13 protein-coding genes are annotated in these 14,711 nt (G+C 68.8%); 3 read left to right on the top strand and 10 right to left on the bottom strand.

The genetic code is table 11. The features are described from left to right. Positions 1–16 precede the first annotated feature (16 nt). Positions 17–841, top strand: coding sequence for an AraC family transcriptional regulator (locus ACQPYH_RS00620; RefSeq protein ID WP_432885027.1), 825 nt, complete (start codon positions 17–19; stop codon positions 839–841). Here the strand turns inward: ACQPYH_RS00620 and ACQPYH_RS00625 are convergent. The 8 genes from ACQPYH_RS00625 to ACQPYH_RS00660 all read right to left on the bottom strand — a co-directional run bounded on the left by ACQPYH_RS00625 (position 814) and on the right by ACQPYH_RS00660 (position 11,282). Continuing rightward, complete coding sequence (locus ACQPYH_RS00625) at positions 814–1,425, bottom strand: TetR/AcrR family transcriptional regulator (RefSeq protein ID WP_432885030.1); 612 nt, start codon at positions 1,423–1,425, stop codon at positions 814–816. The genes ACQPYH_RS00620 and ACQPYH_RS00625 overlap by 28 nt on opposite strands. Further along, positions 1,418–2,974: an AMP-binding protein gene (locus ACQPYH_RS00630; RefSeq protein ID WP_432885032.1), complete on the bottom strand. Its 1,557-nt coding sequence runs from the start codon at positions 2,972–2,974 to the stop codon at positions 1,418–1,420. Before ACQPYH_RS00630 ends, ACQPYH_RS00625 begins: the two co-directional genes overlap by 8 nt. Before the next feature lie 13 nt (positions 2,975–2,987). Next, the gene (locus ACQPYH_RS00635) at positions 2,988–4,145 is read right to left on the bottom strand and encodes an acyl-CoA dehydrogenase family protein (RefSeq protein WP_432885035.1); all 1,158 of its coding nucleotides are present in this window, start codon (positions 4,143–4,145) and stop codon (positions 2,988–2,990) included. 76 nt (positions 4,146–4,221) lie between these two features. After that, on the bottom strand, positions 4,222–6,123 hold the full coding sequence (locus ACQPYH_RS00640; RefSeq protein ID WP_432885037.1) for an acetyl/propionyl/methylcrotonyl-CoA carboxylase subunit alpha: 1,902 nt from the start codon (positions 6,121–6,123) through the stop codon (positions 4,222–4,224). 5 nt (positions 6,124–6,128) lie between these two features. Next, the gene (locus ACQPYH_RS00645) at positions 6,129–7,682 is read right to left on the bottom strand and encodes an acyl-CoA carboxylase subunit beta (protein WP_432885040.1); all 1,554 of its coding nucleotides are present in this window, start codon (positions 7,680–7,682) and stop codon (positions 6,129–6,131) included. Next, positions 7,679–8,791, bottom strand: a complete 1,113-nt coding sequence (locus ACQPYH_RS00650) for an acyl-CoA dehydrogenase family protein (protein ID WP_432885042.1) — start codon at positions 8,789–8,791, stop codon at positions 7,679–7,681. The genes ACQPYH_RS00645 and ACQPYH_RS00650 overlap by 4 nt, the downstream gene beginning before the upstream one ends. After that, positions 8,788–10,497, bottom strand: a complete 1,710-nt coding sequence (locus tag ACQPYH_RS00655; RefSeq protein ID WP_432885045.1) for an acyclic terpene utilization AtuA family protein — start codon at positions 10,495–10,497, stop codon at positions 8,788–8,790. Before ACQPYH_RS00655 ends, ACQPYH_RS00650 begins: the two co-directional genes overlap by 4 nt. Beyond that, positions 10,494–11,282: a TIGR03084 family metal-binding protein gene (locus tag ACQPYH_RS00660; protein WP_432885048.1), complete on the bottom strand. Its 789-nt coding sequence runs from the start codon at positions 11,280–11,282 to the stop codon at positions 10,494–10,496. Before ACQPYH_RS00660 ends, ACQPYH_RS00655 begins: the two co-directional genes overlap by 4 nt. A 163-nt stretch (positions 11,283–11,445) precedes the next feature. Between ACQPYH_RS00660 and ACQPYH_RS00665 the strand changes: the two genes are divergently transcribed. Continuing rightward, positions 11,446–12,189, top strand: coding sequence for a GntR family transcriptional regulator (locus ACQPYH_RS00665; RefSeq protein WP_432885050.1), 744 nt, complete (start codon positions 11,446–11,448; stop codon positions 12,187–12,189). Positions 12,190–12,229: 40 nt separating this feature from the next. Next, on the top strand, positions 12,230–12,865 hold the full coding sequence (locus ACQPYH_RS00670) for a hypothetical protein (RefSeq protein WP_432885052.1): 636 nt from the start codon (positions 12,230–12,232) through the stop codon (positions 12,863–12,865). Here the strand turns inward: ACQPYH_RS00670 and ACQPYH_RS00675 are convergent. Together ACQPYH_RS00675 and ACQPYH_RS00680 are read right to left on the bottom strand one after the other, a co-directional pair. Further along, the gene (locus ACQPYH_RS00675; protein ID WP_432885055.1) at positions 12,851–14,122 is read right to left on the bottom strand and encodes an NAD(P)/FAD-dependent oxidoreductase; all 1,272 of its coding nucleotides are present in this window, start codon (positions 14,120–14,122) and stop codon (positions 12,851–12,853) included. The two genes, ACQPYH_RS00670 and ACQPYH_RS00675, sit on opposite strands and share 15 nt — an antisense overlap. 65 nt (positions 14,123–14,187) lie before the next feature. Beyond that, positions 14,188–14,670: an Lrp/AsnC family transcriptional regulator gene (locus tag ACQPYH_RS00680; protein WP_130445555.1), complete on the bottom strand. Its 483-nt coding sequence runs from the start codon at positions 14,668–14,670 to the stop codon at positions 14,188–14,190. Positions 14,671–14,711 lie beyond the last annotated feature (41 nt).

Below are 14,711 nucleotides of genomic sequence, written 5' to 3' on the forward strand. Positions count from 1 at the left end.
GATAAAATGACAATCTATGCCGGAAACCCGCCAACGTCCCGCAACCACCGGCCACCGCCCGATCGAAGCCGGCGGCGGCATCGAGGCGCACTGGCACGACCGCCACCAGATCGTGTACGCCGGCCGCGGCGTCCTCTCCGTCACCACCGACGCCGGCAGCTGGGTAGCCCCCGCCACCCGAGCCATCTGGATCCCCGCCGGCACCCTCCACCAACACCGCGCCTACGGCGAAACCACCCTCCACACAGTCGGCCTCCGGGAGAACCCCCTCGGTTTGCAAACCCCATCGGCGCTGGTCGTCAGCCCGTTGCTCCGAGAGCTGATCCTCGCCTACACGTCTGTTGGGTATGACGAAGCCGTGCCAACTGCGGCCGGCACGGCCGGCCGGCGTGAGACGGCCGATCTGGCCGACCGGGCGCACCGGGTGGACCGCGCGCAGCGCGCCGACCCCGCGGAGCGGGGGCGGCTGTTGGAGGTTCTACTCGATCAGTTGCGGCGGTCGCATCAGCGGCCTACCTACTTGCCCACAGCACGTGATCCCCGACTGGTGGCGGTGTGCGAACTGCTGAGGGCGGCGCCGTCGGATGGGAGGACGCTGGTCGAGTTGGGACGGGTCGTCGGGGCCAGCGAGCGGACTCTCAGTCGGTTGTGTAAGGGCGACCTGGGGATGAGCTTCCCGCAGTGGCGGACGCAGTTGCGGTTGCATGAGGCGCTTCGGTTGCTCGCGGAGGGGGAGTCGGTGACCCGGGTGGCGCACAGGACTGGGTGGGCGTCGGCCAGTGCGTTCATTGACACGTTCCGGCAGGCGTTCGGTCACACACCCGGATCGCGGAGAGCCTGATCCAGGATCCGGCTCCACTGGCGCACGATGCCGCGGCGGCGGGCGCTGTCGTCGGTCAGCAAGTCAGCGAGACCCAGACCGCGCGCCATATCCAGCACGCCCTGCACCGTCTCCCGAACGCCGGGCGTGCGTTCGCTGACCTCCAGCACCTCCAGCAACGCCCGGTGCGCCTGCCGCCCCACATGCGACTCCAACCGCACGATCTGCCGTCGCAGCGCATCCTCGGTCGACGCCGCCACCCAGAGGTGCAACGCAGCCCGAAACAGCGGGCCTGTGTAGACATCCGCCAGCATCCCGACGATCGCCTCGGTCCGCCCCGGACCCACCGGCAACGCTGCCGCCTGCGAGCGGATCTCGGCCAGCCGCACCGAGGTCATGTACTCGACCGCTGCCGCGAACAGATCCGCCCGCGTCGGGAAGTGATGCTGCGCCGCCCCCCGCGAAACCCCGGCCCGGGTCGCCACGACGCTCACGGTCGTCGCGGCGTACCCGACCTCGGCCAGGGACTCGACCGCCGCCTCCAGCAACCGCTGCCGGGTAGCCCGCGAGCGGTCCTGTTGCGGTGCCTTGAGCACCTCACTCACGCGCGGCCTCGCGAGCACGCAGTTCCCGCCGCAGGATCTTCCCCGACGCCGCCTTCGGCACCGCGTCGATGAACTCGACCTGCCGGATCTTCTTGTACGGCGCAACCCGCGCGGCGACGTACTCCATCACGTCCGTCTCCGTCAGCTCGGCACCGGGCATCGGCACCACGAACGCCTTCGGTACTTCGTTGCCATCGGCATTCACCCCGATGACCGCCGCGTCCGCGATCCGCTCGTCCGTGAGCAGCACCGCCTCGAGCTCGGCCGGCGGCACCTGGTACCCGTGGTACTTGATCAGCTCCTTGACCCGGTCGATGACGAACAGGTAGCCACGCGCGTCCATCCGCCCGATGTCCCCGGTGTGCAGCCAGCCGTCCCGGTCGACGGTCGCGTCGGTATCGGCCGGCCGGCCGAGGTACCCCTTCATCACCTGCGGCCCGCGGATCCAGATCTCGCCCTCGTCGGCATCGTTGCCATCGGCACCGACCAGCCGCATCTCGGTCGACGGGAACAGCTTGCCCACGGCACCCGGCGGCGGCTCCGGGTCGTCCTGCGGTACGACGTGCGTCCCCGGCGACAGCTCCGTCATCCCGTACGCCTGGAGTACGGCGTGCAGCCCCAGCCGCTTCGCGCATGCCTCGGCCAGCTCACCGTCCAGCGGTGCTGCCGCAGACGTCACCCACTTGAGGTGCGACAGGTCCACCCCGTCGACCGCCGGGTGCTTGGCCAGCGCCAGGACGACGGGAGGTGCGACGAACGCGCGGGTGATCCGATGCTTCTCCAGCGTGGTCAGGAACTGCTGTAGGTCGAACTTCGGCAGCACGACGACCGTCGCGCCGAGCCGGAGCGGCAGGTTCATCAGCACGGACAGCCCGTAGATGTGGAAGAACGGCAGGATCGCGATGATCCGCTCGCCGTCCTCCAGGTCGAACATCGACTCGGCCTGGTGGATGTTGGTCGCGATGTTCCGGTGCGTCAGCATCACGCCCTTGGCCGCGCCCGTCGTACCGCTGGAGTACGGCAGTACGGCGACGTCCTCGACCGGGTCGATCGAGACGACCGGCTCCGGAGCCGTGGACGCGACCAGCTCCATCACCGAGCGGTACCCCTCGGCCTGGTCGCAGACGAAGATCTCCTCCACGTCCGTACCCTCGACCGCCGCGGTCGCGACCGGCAGGAACAGCGAAATCGTCACCAGCAACTTCGCCTTCGAGTCGATCAACTGCTTGTGCAGCTCGTCCGCGGTGTAGAGCGCGTTCACCGTGGTCACGGTCGCACCGGCGCGCGTGGCGCCGTAGAACACCACCGGGTACAGGATCGTGTTCGGGCTGTAGAGCGCGATCACGTCACCGTGCCGGATCCCGAGCTCGGCGAGCCCGGCCGCGACCCGACGCGTCATGTGGTCGAGCTGGACGTAGCTCAGCTCCTTGCCGGTGACACCGTCGACCATCGCCGGCCGGTCGCCGTACTCCTGGGCTCTGCCGAGAACTGCCTCGTGGATCGGTACGTCGAGCACCTCGACGGGCGCGAATTCACTGGTGATGATCATTGCCCCACTCCTTCTAGTACGACTTCGGCAGTCCCAGGCTGTGTTGTGCCACGAAGTTCAGGATCATCTCCCGGCTGACCGGCGCGATCCGGGTCGCGCGGGCCGCCGCGACCAGCGATGCGACGCCGTACTCGACAGTCATACCGTTCCCGCCGAGCGATTGCACGGCCTGATCGGTGGCCCGTACGGCGACCTCCCCGGCGGCGTACTTCGCCATGTTCGCGGCCTCGCCCGCACCCATGTCGTCGCCCGCGTCGTACAGCGCCGCGGCCTTCTGCATCATCAGGCGGGCCAGCTCGAGCTCGATCTTGACCTGCGCGAGCGGATGCGCGAGACCCTGGTGTGCGCCGATCGGGGCCTTCCAGACCTGCCGTTCCTTCACGTACGCCGTTGCCTTGTCGAGCGCATGCCGCGCGATCCCGATCGCGAACGCCGACGCCATGATCCGCTCGGGGTTCAGCCCCGCGAACAGCTGCATCAGCGCGGCGTCCTCGGAGCCGACGAGCGCTTCGCGCGGGAGCTGTACGTCGTCCAGGAACAAGGCGTACTGCTTGTCCGGGCTGATGAGGTCCATCTCGATCTGCCGGAACTCCACGCCCGGCGCGTCGATCGGCACGATGAACAGCGCGGGCTTGAGCTTGCCGGTCTTCGCGTCCTCCGTGCGGCCGACGACGAGGACCGCCTTCGCGACGTCGAGTCCGGAGATGAAGACCTTGCGGCCGGTCAGCGACCAGCCGTCGTCGGTCCGGCGGGCCGTCGTCGTGATCTGGTGCGAGTTCGAGCCGGCGTCGGGCTCGGTGATCGCGAACGCCATGATCGTCGTACCGTCGGCCAGGCCGGGCAGCCAGGTCTGCTTCTGCTCGTCGGTGCCGAAGCGGGAGATCACGGTGCCGCAGATCGACGGTGAGACGACCAGCATCAGCAGCGGGCAGCCGGCCGCGCCGAGCTCCTCGAGCACGATCGAAAGGTCACCCATGCCGCCGCCTCCGCCGCCGTACCGCTCCGGGAGGTTGACGCCGAGGAAGCCGAGCTTGCCGGCCTCCAGCCACAGCTCGGTCGTGTGCCCGCCGGACCGGGCCTGCCGGTTGAACCACTCGTAGCCGTACTTCTTTCCGAGCTCGCTGACGACCTTCCGCAGCTCCCGGCGTTCCTCGGACTCGACGTAACTCATCGTCGTCCTCGCTTCGCTCCGGGCGCCGATGAGGCACGAATCGCGCTGTGCCTTCTGATGAACTCGCTGCGCTCGTTCATGCTTGCTCCCCAACCACCGCTAGTACGGCGCCGACCTCGACCTGTTGTCCCGCTTCTACCTTGAGCTCACCGACCACGCCGTCGACCGGAGCGGCGATCGTGTGTTCCATCTTCATCGCCTCCAGCCACAGCAGCGGTTGCCCTTGGGTAACTTTGTCGCCGATCTGCACGCCGACCCGGATCACCGTCCCCGGCATTGGCGCCACCAACGACCCCACCGCCACCTGCCGCGCCGGATCCGTGAACCGCTCCACCGGAGCCAGACTCACACTCCCCAGCGCCGAGTCCACACACACCAGCCCGTCGTACGCCGCCACATCGAACACCCGCCGTACGCCGTCAACCTCCAGCACCACCCGCGTCGGCGTACTCTCCACCAGCCTGGTGTTGCCCTCAGCAACCAATCCGTCGCGGGTCATGCGGTACGCAACCTCATGCACGACCTCGCCGACGCGATAGCTCTTCCGCTGCGGCTGCGACGACAGATTCCGCCAGCCACTCGGCACCCGCACCGGCGCCTGTCGTCCGGCAGCATCAGCCAACGCCGCAGCCAACGCCGACACCCGCACCACCGCGTCATCCGGCGGCTCACCGACCCCATGCTTGTCGAAGAACCCCGTGTCGGTCTCACCAGCCAGAAACGCAGGATGACCCAGGATCCACACAAGCAAATCCCGGTTGGTCCCAGTCCCATGAATCGTGGACCGCCGCAACGCAGCAGCCAATTGCCGGGCAACCGTGCCGCGGTCAGGCCCAGCCGCAATCACCTTGGCCAACATCGCGTCGTAGTACGGCGAAACCTCCGACCCATCCTCAACCCCGGAGTCCACCCGCACGCCGAGTGGTACCTGGAAGCGGTGCAGGGTTCCTGTTTGGGGTTGCCAGTCGTTCAACGGGTCTTCGGCGTACAGCCGGACCTCGATTGCGTGGCCGACGGTGGGAGGCGGGTCCGCTGGCAGGCGCTCGCCGGCGGCGACCGCGAGCTGTAGCTGCACCAGGTCCAGTCCGGTGGTCTCCTCGGTGACTGGGTGTTCGACCTGTAGGCGTGTGTTCATCTCGAGGAAGTAGAAGTTGCCGTCCTGGTCCGCGAGGAACTCGACCGTGCCGGCTCCCACGTAGCCGATCGCGGCAGCTGCCTTTCGTGCTGCGTCGAAGAGCAAGGCACGCATCCAAGGAAGACGCTCGACCAGTGGCGACGGCGCCTCCTCGACAACCTTCTGGTGGCGACGCTGGATCGAGCACTCCCGCTCGCCGACGGCCCAGATCGTCCCGTGCTGGTCGGCCATGATCTGTACCTCGATGTGCCGACCGGCCGCCAGGTACCGCTCGCAGAACACCGTCCCATCGCCGAACGCCGACAACGCCTCTGCCGACGCCGCGTCGATCTCCGCGGCGAGGTCCTCAAGACGCGACACCACCCGCATCCCGCGCCCTCCACCCCCGGCCGACGCCTTCACCAGCACCGGCAGATCGTCGGCGGACACCTCGGCCGGCGTGAGCTCAGCCAGCACCGGCACCCCGGCCGCCGCCATCAGCTTCTTCGCCTCGATCTTCGACCCCATCGACGAGATCGCGTCCACCGGCGGCCCGATCCAGGTCAGCCCGGCGTCGATCACCGCCTGCGCGAACCCGGCGTTCTCCGACAGGAACCCATACCCCGGATGTACGGCGTCCGCGCCGGCCCGCACCGCCGCCTCGACGATCAGCTCCGCGCGCAGATACGTCTCACCCGGCGTGTTCCCGGGCAGCTCGACCGCCGCATCCGCCTCGTCGACGAACGGCATCCGAGCATCCGCGCTCGAGTACACCGCAACCGTCGACAGCCCCAGCGCCCGCGCCGTACGGAAGATCCGCCGCGCGATCTCACCCCGGTTCGCCACCAACACAGTCGTGAACATGCGCCTCACATCCGGAAGACGCCGAAGGACGAGGTGCCTTCGACCGGGGCTGAGTGGATGGCGGACAGGCAGATGCCGAGGACCGTTCGGGTGTCGCGCGGGTCGATCACGCCGTCGTCGTACAGCCGGCCGGACAGGAACATCGGCAGGGATTCCGCCTCGATCTGCCCCTCGACGTACGCCCGCATCTGCGCGTCGGCGTTCTCGTCGTACGGCTGCCCCTTCGCCTCCGCGGCCGCGCGCGCGACGATCGACAGGACGCCGGCGAGCTGCTGCGGTCCCATCACCGCCGACTTCGCGGACGGCCACGCGAACAGGAACCGCGGATCGAACGCCCGCCCGCACATCCCGTAGTGGCCGGCGCCGTACGACGCCCCCATCAGGACCGAGATGTGCGGCACGCGGGAGTTCGAGACCGCGTTGATCATCTGCGCGCCGTGCTTGATGATCCCGCCCTGCTCGTACTCCTGGCCGACCATGTAGCCGGTCGTGTTGTGCAGGAAGATCAGCGGCGTGTTCGCCCGGTTCGCCAGCTGGATGAACTGCGCGGCCTTCTGCGACTCCTCGCTGAACAGCACACCGCGCGCATTCGCAAGGATGCCGACCGGGTATCCGTGCAACGACGCCCACCCGGTCGCCAGCGACGACCCGTACAGCGGCTTGAACTCGTCGAACACCGACCCGTCCACGACCCGGGCAATCACGTCCCGCGGATCGAACGGGATCTTCAGATCACCCGGCACGATGTCCAGCAGTTTATCCGGGTCGAGCAGCGGTTCGTCGTACGACGGCTTGGGCGCCGGGCCTTGTTTGCGCCAGTTCAGCCGGGACACGATCTGCCGCCCGAGCCGGATCGCGTCCTGCTCGTCGACAGCGAAGTAGTCCGCGAGACCGGACTGCCGCGCGTGCATCGACGCGCCGCCGAGCGACTCGTCGTCCGCGTCCTCACCGGTCGCCATCTTCACCAGCGGCGGCCCGGCCAGGAACACCTTCGCGCCGCCGTCGACCATCACGACGTAGTCGCTCATGCCGGGGATGTACGCACCGCCCGCGGTCGAGTTGCCGAACACCAGCGCGATCGTCGGGATCCCTTCGGCCGACAACCGGGTCAGGTTGCGGAACATCGCGCCGCCCGGGATGAAGATCTCCTTCTGCGTCGGCAGATCCGCGCCGCCGGACTCGACCAGGCTGATCACCGGCAACCTGTTGGCCCTTGCGATCTCGTCCGATCTCAAAGCCTTGCGAAGGGTCCACGGATTGCTCGCGCCGCCCTTGACGGTCGGGTCGTTCGCGGTGATCAGGCACTCGACACCTTCGACGACGCCGATCCCGGTCACCAGGCTCGCGCCGACGGTGAAGTCCGAACCCCAGCCGGCCAGCGGCGACAGCTCGAGGAAGTACGAGTCGGGGTCGAGCAGCAGTTCGATCCGCTCCCGGGCGAGCAGCTTGCCGCGCTTGTGATGGCGGTCGACGTACTTCTCGCCGCCGCCGGCCAGCGCCTTCGCGTGCTCGGCGTCGAGGGCGACGAGCTTCTCCAGCATCGCCTCGCGGTTACTCATGCGGTGAACCCCAGTCTCTTGGAGGCAAGGCCGGTCAGGATCTCGGTGGTGCCGCCGCCGATGGCGAGGATCTTCTGGTCGCGGTACTGGCGTTCGACCTCGGCCTCTCGCATGTAGCCGAGGCCGCCGTGCAGCTGGAGCGCCTGGTCGCAGACCCATTGGCCGGCCTCGACCGCGGTGTTCTTCGCGAAGCAGGTCTCGGCGATCACGTCCTCACCGCTTTCCGCCCGCTCAGCGACCGAACGCACGTACACCCGAGCCACATCGATCCGCCGCGCCATCTCGGTCACCGTGTGCTGCACGGTCTGCCGCGAGATCAACGGCCGCCCGAAGGTCTCGCGATCCCGGCACCACGCAACAGTCAGGTCGAGCGCCCGCTGAGCCCCGGCGTACGCCTGCACCGCCAACGTCAACCGCTCAGCCACGAAGTTCACCGCGAGCTGCACGAACCCGGACCCCTGCGGCCCGACGAGATTGCCCACCGGAACCCGCACATCGGTGAAGGACAGCTCAGCAGTGTCGGAACACAACCACCCCATCTTCTCCAGCCGCCGCGACACCTCGAACCCCTGCTCGATCACGAGGAGGCTGATCCCGTGCGCACCTGGGCCGTCCGTGCGGACCGCTGTCGTCACGAAGTCCGCGCGGCAGCCCGACGTGATGAACGTCTTCGCGCCGTTGACAACGAACACGTCGCCCTCACGCCGAGCCGTCGTACGAATGGATGCCACATCCGACCCGCCGCCGGGCTCCGTGATCGCCAGCGCGCCGATCAGCTCACCGTTCAACGTGGGCCGAACCCATCGCTCGATCTGATCCTGGTTGCCCGCAGCAACAATATGCGGCAGCGCGATTCCGCAGGTCAGGAGCGACGCGACCAGGCCACCGGACCCGCCGGCGTAATGCATCTCCTCGACCACATCGATAGCGTCGAGCAACGAACCGCCGCCGCCACCGACCGCCTCCGGGAAGCCGACACCGAGCATGCCGATCGCCCCGGCCTTCTTGTGCAGCTCTCGCGGCAGCTCGCCATCGCGCTCCCACTGGTCGAGCTGCGGCAGCACCTCGGCGTCCATGAAACGCCGCACGGAGTCGCGGAACGAGTTCACAGCAGAACCTCCGGTACGTCGATGTACCGGGATCGCAGCCACTCGCCGACCGCCTTCGCCTGCGGGTCGAAGCGAGCCTGCGCCGCGACGCCCTCGCCGAGCAGACCCTCGACGACGAAGTTCACCGCCCACAGGTTCGGCAGGAGGTAGCGGGTCACAACGAGCGGCTGGGTCTCGGGCAGCAGCTGCTTGAAGAGGTCGACGGTCAGCGTGTGCGCCAGCCAGCGCCACGCCTTCTCGTCGCGCACCCACACGCCGACGTTCGCGTCCCCACCCTTGTCGCCGGAGCGTGCACCGGCGATGCGGCCGAGCGGCACCTCGCGCGTCCGCGGCGGTCCGCTCGACAGTTGGAGCAGCGGCATCGGCTCCTCGATGTCGTCGACGGGCGCCAGCGGCTGTGTCTCGGCGGCCGGTTCGATCACGGTGCGCGTGCCGTCCGGGAGTACGACGACGTGCTCCACCTCGTGGATGTCGACGTACCCGGCCCGGAACACGCCGTACGGCGAACCGTCGCCGGGCGGCGCGGTGACATGGAACCCTGGGTAGCTCGCGAGTGCCAGCTCGACCGCGGCGCTGCTGAACGCGCGACCGACGACCTTCGGATCCGGGTCCTTCACCGCGCACCGGAGGAAGACGCTCGCCTCTTCCTCGGACTCGGCGTTCGGCTTCTCGGTCCAGGCGAGCGTCCACTTCAGCTCGGCCGGCCGCTTCGGAAGCGCTTGCTCGAGCTGCTGCTGGACGAGCTCGGCCTTCTGCTCCAGCTGCAGCCCGGTCAGCACGAAGTCGACCTCGTTGCGGAATCCGCCGACGCTGTTCAACGAGACCTTGTACGTCGGCGGCGGGGCCTCACCGCGTACGCCGGAGATCCTGATCCGATCCGGCCCGTCTGCGGAGAGCTCGATCGTGTCGAGGCGGGTCGTGACGTCCGGACCGGCGTACCGGGCGCCGGTGATCTCGTACAGCAGCTGGGCTTTCACCGTGTCGATCGTGACCGCGCCGCCGGTGGTGTCGTGCTTGGTGATCACGCTGCTGCCGTCCGCGTGAATCTCCGCGATCGGGAACCCGGGTCGGCCGAAGTCGCGGATCTCGCTGAAGAACGCGTAGTTCCCGCCGGTCGCCTGACAGCCGCACTCGATCACGTGCCCCGCGACGACCGCGCCGGCAAGCTCGTCGTACTGCGTCCGCTTCCACCCGTGATGCGCGGCGGCCGGCCCGACGATCACCGACGCATCGGTGACGCGCCCGGTCACCACCACGTCCGCGCCCGCCTGCAACGCCTCGGCGATCCCCCAAGCACCGAGGTAGGCGTTGGCCGTCAGCGATTCTCCGAGGTCCAGCTCGGCGGCGCGGGGCAGCAGATCGTCACCTTCGACGTACGCGATCTTCGGGTGCACGCCGAGTCTGTCGGCCAACTGACCGATCGCCTGCGCCAGACCCGACGGGTTCAGACCGCCCGCGTTGCTGACGATCTTCACACCCCGATCCAGCGCCTCGCCAAGCCCGCTCTCCAACTGCTTGAGAAAGGTTCGCGCGTACCCGAGTGTCGGGTCCTTCAGCCGATCCCGACCGAGGATGAGCATCGTCAGCTCAGCCAGATAGTCGCCGGTCAGCACGTCCAGAGGCCCGCCCGTGAGCATCTCGTGCACCGCGCTGAACCGGTCCCCGTAGAACCCCGACGCGTTCCCGATGCGGATCGGCTCAGTCATGCGAACTGCCCCGGCCGCCGACCCTTCCCGGGCAACCCGGCGAACGCCTGAATGATCCCGAGCCACTCCTCGACCTCAACCCCCTCGGCCTCCACCGCCAGGTCATCGCGATGCCGCCGCTGCGTCGCCAGCAGGCAGAAGTCCAGTGCCGGGGCGCTCACCCGCTGAGTCGCGTCCTCCGGGCCCCAGGACCAGACATCACCGTCCGGCCCGGTCAGCTCAACGCGGAACTGCTCGGCCGGAGGTGTGCGGTCGTTGAGCAGGTACGCGAAGTCCCGCGTGCGGACCGCGAGGTGCGCGACGTGGCGCAGCCGGTTGCTCGGCTGACGTCGTACGCCGAGTGCGTCGAACACGTCCTGCCCGTGCGCCCAGGTCTCCATCAACCGCGCGGTCGCCATCGAGGTCGGGCTCATCGGCGGCCCGTACCAGAGCACCTTCTCGCCGGCCGGCACCTTCTTCAGCGCCTCGGCCACCTCCGCGCGAGTCTCCCGCCAGTACGGGAGCAACTGCTCCGGCGGCAGCGCCGCGGTCTCCGCCGCACCGTCGTCGACGTACGTCGTGGGGCTGGCGGCCGCCGTACGCAACGAGGCCTTGAACCCGTCCGGATCGGTCGCGGCCAAGTGCGCCGCCTCATCCGTCCAGGCGAGGTGCGCGATCTGATGCGCAACCGTCCACCCCTCTGCCGGCGTAGGCGTCGCCCACTCGTCGGCGGCCAGCCCACCCACCAACCGATCCAGCTCCGCACTCTCGGCCCACAAATCAGCCAGCACGACATCCAGTTGCACGCTGCACTCCCTCGCCAGGAGACCGTCCGCCGAGCGTCCCACGCCCACCAAAAAGAATCAAGCGTGCTTGTTTTCATCTCCGGGGCGAGTGGTCTAGCCGGGCTCGCTTCAGCGGTGATGAAAAGGCTTCCACACAGGTCTAGTCAGGTGTTACGCAAGACCAATGCATGGTTCGTTGCCGGGGAAGGCCGCCGAGATCCGGGCGCTGCTGCTGAGTCTGATCGACACGTTGCCGGAGGGCGCCGCGTTGCCCCCGGAACGTGAGCTGGCGGCGCGCTGGAACGTGGCGCGGATGACGCTGCGGCGAGCCGTGGACGAGCTCGTGATCGAGGAGCTGCTCGTACGGCGGCATGGCAGCGGCACGTACACGAGCCGGCCGAAGGTGGCGCGCTGGCTCGGGATGATCGGGTTCTCCGAGGACATCCGCCGCCGCGGGATGCGGCCCGGCAACACCATGCTCGAGTTCCGGCACCAGAAGGCCGAGCGGCCTGCGGCGCGCCGGCTGCGGATCCCGGTGGGCGATCCGATCATCGCGTTCACCCGGCTCCGGCTCGCGGACGACCATCCGATGGTGGTCGAGCGCACGACGCTGCCCGCGGCGTACGTCCCCGGACTGCAGGCCGAGGACCTCGACGGCTCGCTCTACGACCTGCTCACCAGCCGCTACGGTGTCGACGTCGCCAGCGGTACGTATCGCCTCGAGCCCGTCATGCCCGACGCGAAGACGGCCGGTTGGCTCGACATCCCGGCCACACAGCCCTGCCTCGCCCAGCACGGCATCAGCTTCGACGGCCGCGACCGTGTCTTCGAGTACACCTCGGCCGTCTACCGCGGCGACCGCTACGCCTTCACCACCGAACTCCGCTCCACCGCGCCGACGCGCAGGATCTCTGACGCGTCACGGTGATTACTTGACCCGTCGGGAGATCACTAGGGTGAGACGGGTTATGGATCTGAAGAGCCCGATCAGCACAGTCGTGCCGTCCCTCGACGGGCCGGTGTTGCTGGTGCTGGCGCGGGCCGAGGAGGGTCTGTCCGGCCGCCAGATTCACAAGCTGGCGGAGTCGGGAAGCGTCGCGGGCGTTCGGCTCGTGCTGCAACGGCTGGCGGCGACCGGGCTCGTACACGTCGACGATCTCGGCAATTCGTTGCTCTATCGCCTTAATCGCAAGCACATCCTGGCCCCCATCGTCGACCAGCTCGCGGACCTCCGCAGTACGTTGATCAGCCGCCTCGCGGACGAGATCAGCAGCTGGCGGATCCCGCCGGTCCACGCCAGTGTGTACGGCGCGATCGCGCGCGGCGACGGTGATCTGGACAGCGACGTCGACCTGCTGCTGATCCGCCCGGACCGGCACGAATTCGTCGACGTGCTCTGGGAGGAGCAAGTCGGTCGGCTGATGCAGACCGTCGTCGACCTCACCGGCAACCCCGCGCACGTCTTCGAGCTGAGCCGCACCGAGCTCTCGGGTCACCTCGACACCGAGGACCCGATCCTCAACGACTGGATCCGGCCGAGCATCGAACTCACCGGCGTACCGCTGATGGAAGCCGGCCGGCAGCCCGTCTCAGCCGCCAATTAACGGGGCCATCAGCCGCGCGATCAGGCTCTGCCGCCGCGTCACCCGCTCCTCGACGTCCGCGAGCGTCATCGCCCGCAACCCGGCATTGATGCCCAGCCAGCGCAACGGCTCCGGCTCCCATGCCCGCGAGCGATGCCCGACCCAGGGCAGCCGAGTCAACGCGGTGTCCCGCTCGAGGATCAGGTCGCGCAGCGTGCGCCCCGCGAGGTTCGTCGTACTCACGCCGTCCCCGACGTACCCACCCGCCCAGGCGACACCGCGCTCCAGCCCAACCGACGCGCACCAGTCCCGCGGCACACCCAGCGGACCGCCCCACGCGTGCGTGAACTCGGGCGAGATGTCGAACAGCTCCCGCAGCGTCTTCTGCAACCCCTTGAACACCCGCGGTACGTCGTCGAACCCGGGCTTGATCCGCGACCGGAAGTGGTACGGCGCACCGCGGCCGCCGAACGCCAGCCGCCCGTCTGCGGTCCGCTGCCCGTAGATGATCAGATGCCGCTGATCGCTGAACGTCGGCCGGTCCGCCAGCCCGATCCGGTCCCACACCGCCTGGTCGAGCGGCTCGGTTGCCACCATCAACGAATACACCGGCGCAACGACTCGCGACTGACCGTCCAGCCCCGGCGTGAACCCCTCGGTCGCCCGGACGACGACCTCCGCGCGCACCACGCCGTACGGCGTGATCGCGCGCCCGGGCAGGAGCCGGGTCACCGGCGTCAGCTCGTGGATCGTCACCCCGAGCCGCTCGACCGCCGCGGCCAGTCCGCGCACCAGCTTCCCCGGATGGATCGCCGCGCAGTGCGGCATGAATGTTGCCCCCAGCACCTTTGTTGCACGGACCTTCGAGGCGACCTCGTCCGGCCCGAGGAACTGCAGGTCCCCCGGTCCCCACTCGGCCGCGGCGTCCACCTCGGCCCGCGCCCGGGCCAGCTGCACCCGCGTCCGCGCCAGCACCACGGTCCCGCCCTTGTGGTAATCGCAGTCGATCCCCTCGGCCGCGCTCACCAATCCGACCTCGTTCACGCTCGCCTGCATCGCCCGGTGCAGCTCGATCGCGGCCTCCCGGCTCGAGCCCGGCAACGCGGCCAACCGTCGCGACGACACGGGAAACAGTGCCGAACACCACCCGCCGTTTCGGCCCGAAGCCCCGAACCCGGCGGTCTCGGACTCGAGCACGACGATGCGCAGCGACGGATCCGCCTTCGCCAGGTAGTACGCGGTCCACAAGCCGGTGTACCCGGCGCCGACGATCACCACGTCGGCGTCCCGGTCGCCCGCGAGCCTCGGGCGCTCCGGCAGCGGATCGGGAGCCGACCAGAGGTTCAGCGCACACCCCAGGAGTAGGTCTGTTTCACCAGCTTCAGGTAGACGAACGTCTCGGTCGCCTTCACGCCCTCGATCTGCCGGACCCGCTCGGACAGCACCTGCAGCAGATGCTCGTCGCTCTCGCACAGCACCTCGGCCAGGATGTCGAACGACCCGGCCGTGACCACGACGTACTCGACCTCGTCCATCTTGGCCAGCTCGTCGGCGATCGGCTCCAGCGCGCCCTCGGCCTTGATCCCGATCATCGCCTGCCGGTCGAACCCGAGCTCGAGCGGATCGGTGACCGCGACGACCTGCATCACGCCGGCCTCGGTCAGCCGCTGCACGCGCTGCCGGACCGCCGCCTCGGACAGGCCGACAGCCTTGCCGATCGCGGCGTACGAACGCCGGCCGTCGAGCTGCAACTGCTCGATGATCGCCTTCGAGGTGTCGTCCAGCAGGGTCTGGTTCTTGTCGGGGTTCCCCGTTCGCACTGCCACCCCAGGATCTTTTCACCGGGCCGGGGCGTCAGCAAGTCACG

It is taken from the genome of Kribbella sp. CA-245084 (assembly GCF_050942355.1).
In the GTDB taxonomy this organism is placed as follows: domain Bacteria; phylum Actinomycetota; class Actinomycetes; order Propionibacteriales; family Kribbellaceae; genus Kribbella.

What these genes read in the sequence shown, in the direction of transcription:
- ACQPYH_RS00620 (WP_432885027.1), top strand. Translation starts at nt 17, where the DNA reads ATGCCGGAAACCCGCCAACGTCCCGCAACCACCGGCCACCGCCCGATC.
- ACQPYH_RS00630 (WP_432885032.1), bottom strand. Translation starts at nt 2,974, where the DNA reads ATGATCATCACCAGTGAATTCGCGCCCGTCGAGGTGCTCGACGTACCG.
- ACQPYH_RS00635 (WP_432885035.1), bottom strand. Translation starts at nt 4,145, where the DNA reads ATGAGTTACGTCGAGTCCGAGGAACGCCGGGAGCTGCGGAAGGTCGTC.
- ACQPYH_RS00640 (WP_432885037.1), bottom strand. Translation starts at nt 6,123, where the DNA reads ATGTTCACGACTGTGTTGGTGGCGAACCGGGGTGAGATCGCGCGGCGG.
- ACQPYH_RS00645 (WP_432885040.1), bottom strand. Translation starts at nt 7,682, where the DNA reads ATGAGTAACCGCGAGGCGATGCTGGAGAAGCTCGTCGCCCTCGACGCC.
- ACQPYH_RS00655 (WP_432885045.1), bottom strand. Translation starts at nt 10,497, where the DNA reads ATGACTGAGCCGATCCGCATCGGGAACGCGTCGGGGTTCTACGGGGAC.
- ACQPYH_RS00665 (WP_432885050.1), top strand. Translation starts at nt 11,446, where the DNA reads ATGCATGGTTCGTTGCCGGGGAAGGCCGCCGAGATCCGGGCGCTGCTG.
- ACQPYH_RS00670 (WP_432885052.1), top strand. Translation starts at nt 12,230, where the DNA reads ATGGATCTGAAGAGCCCGATCAGCACAGTCGTGCCGTCCCTCGACGGG.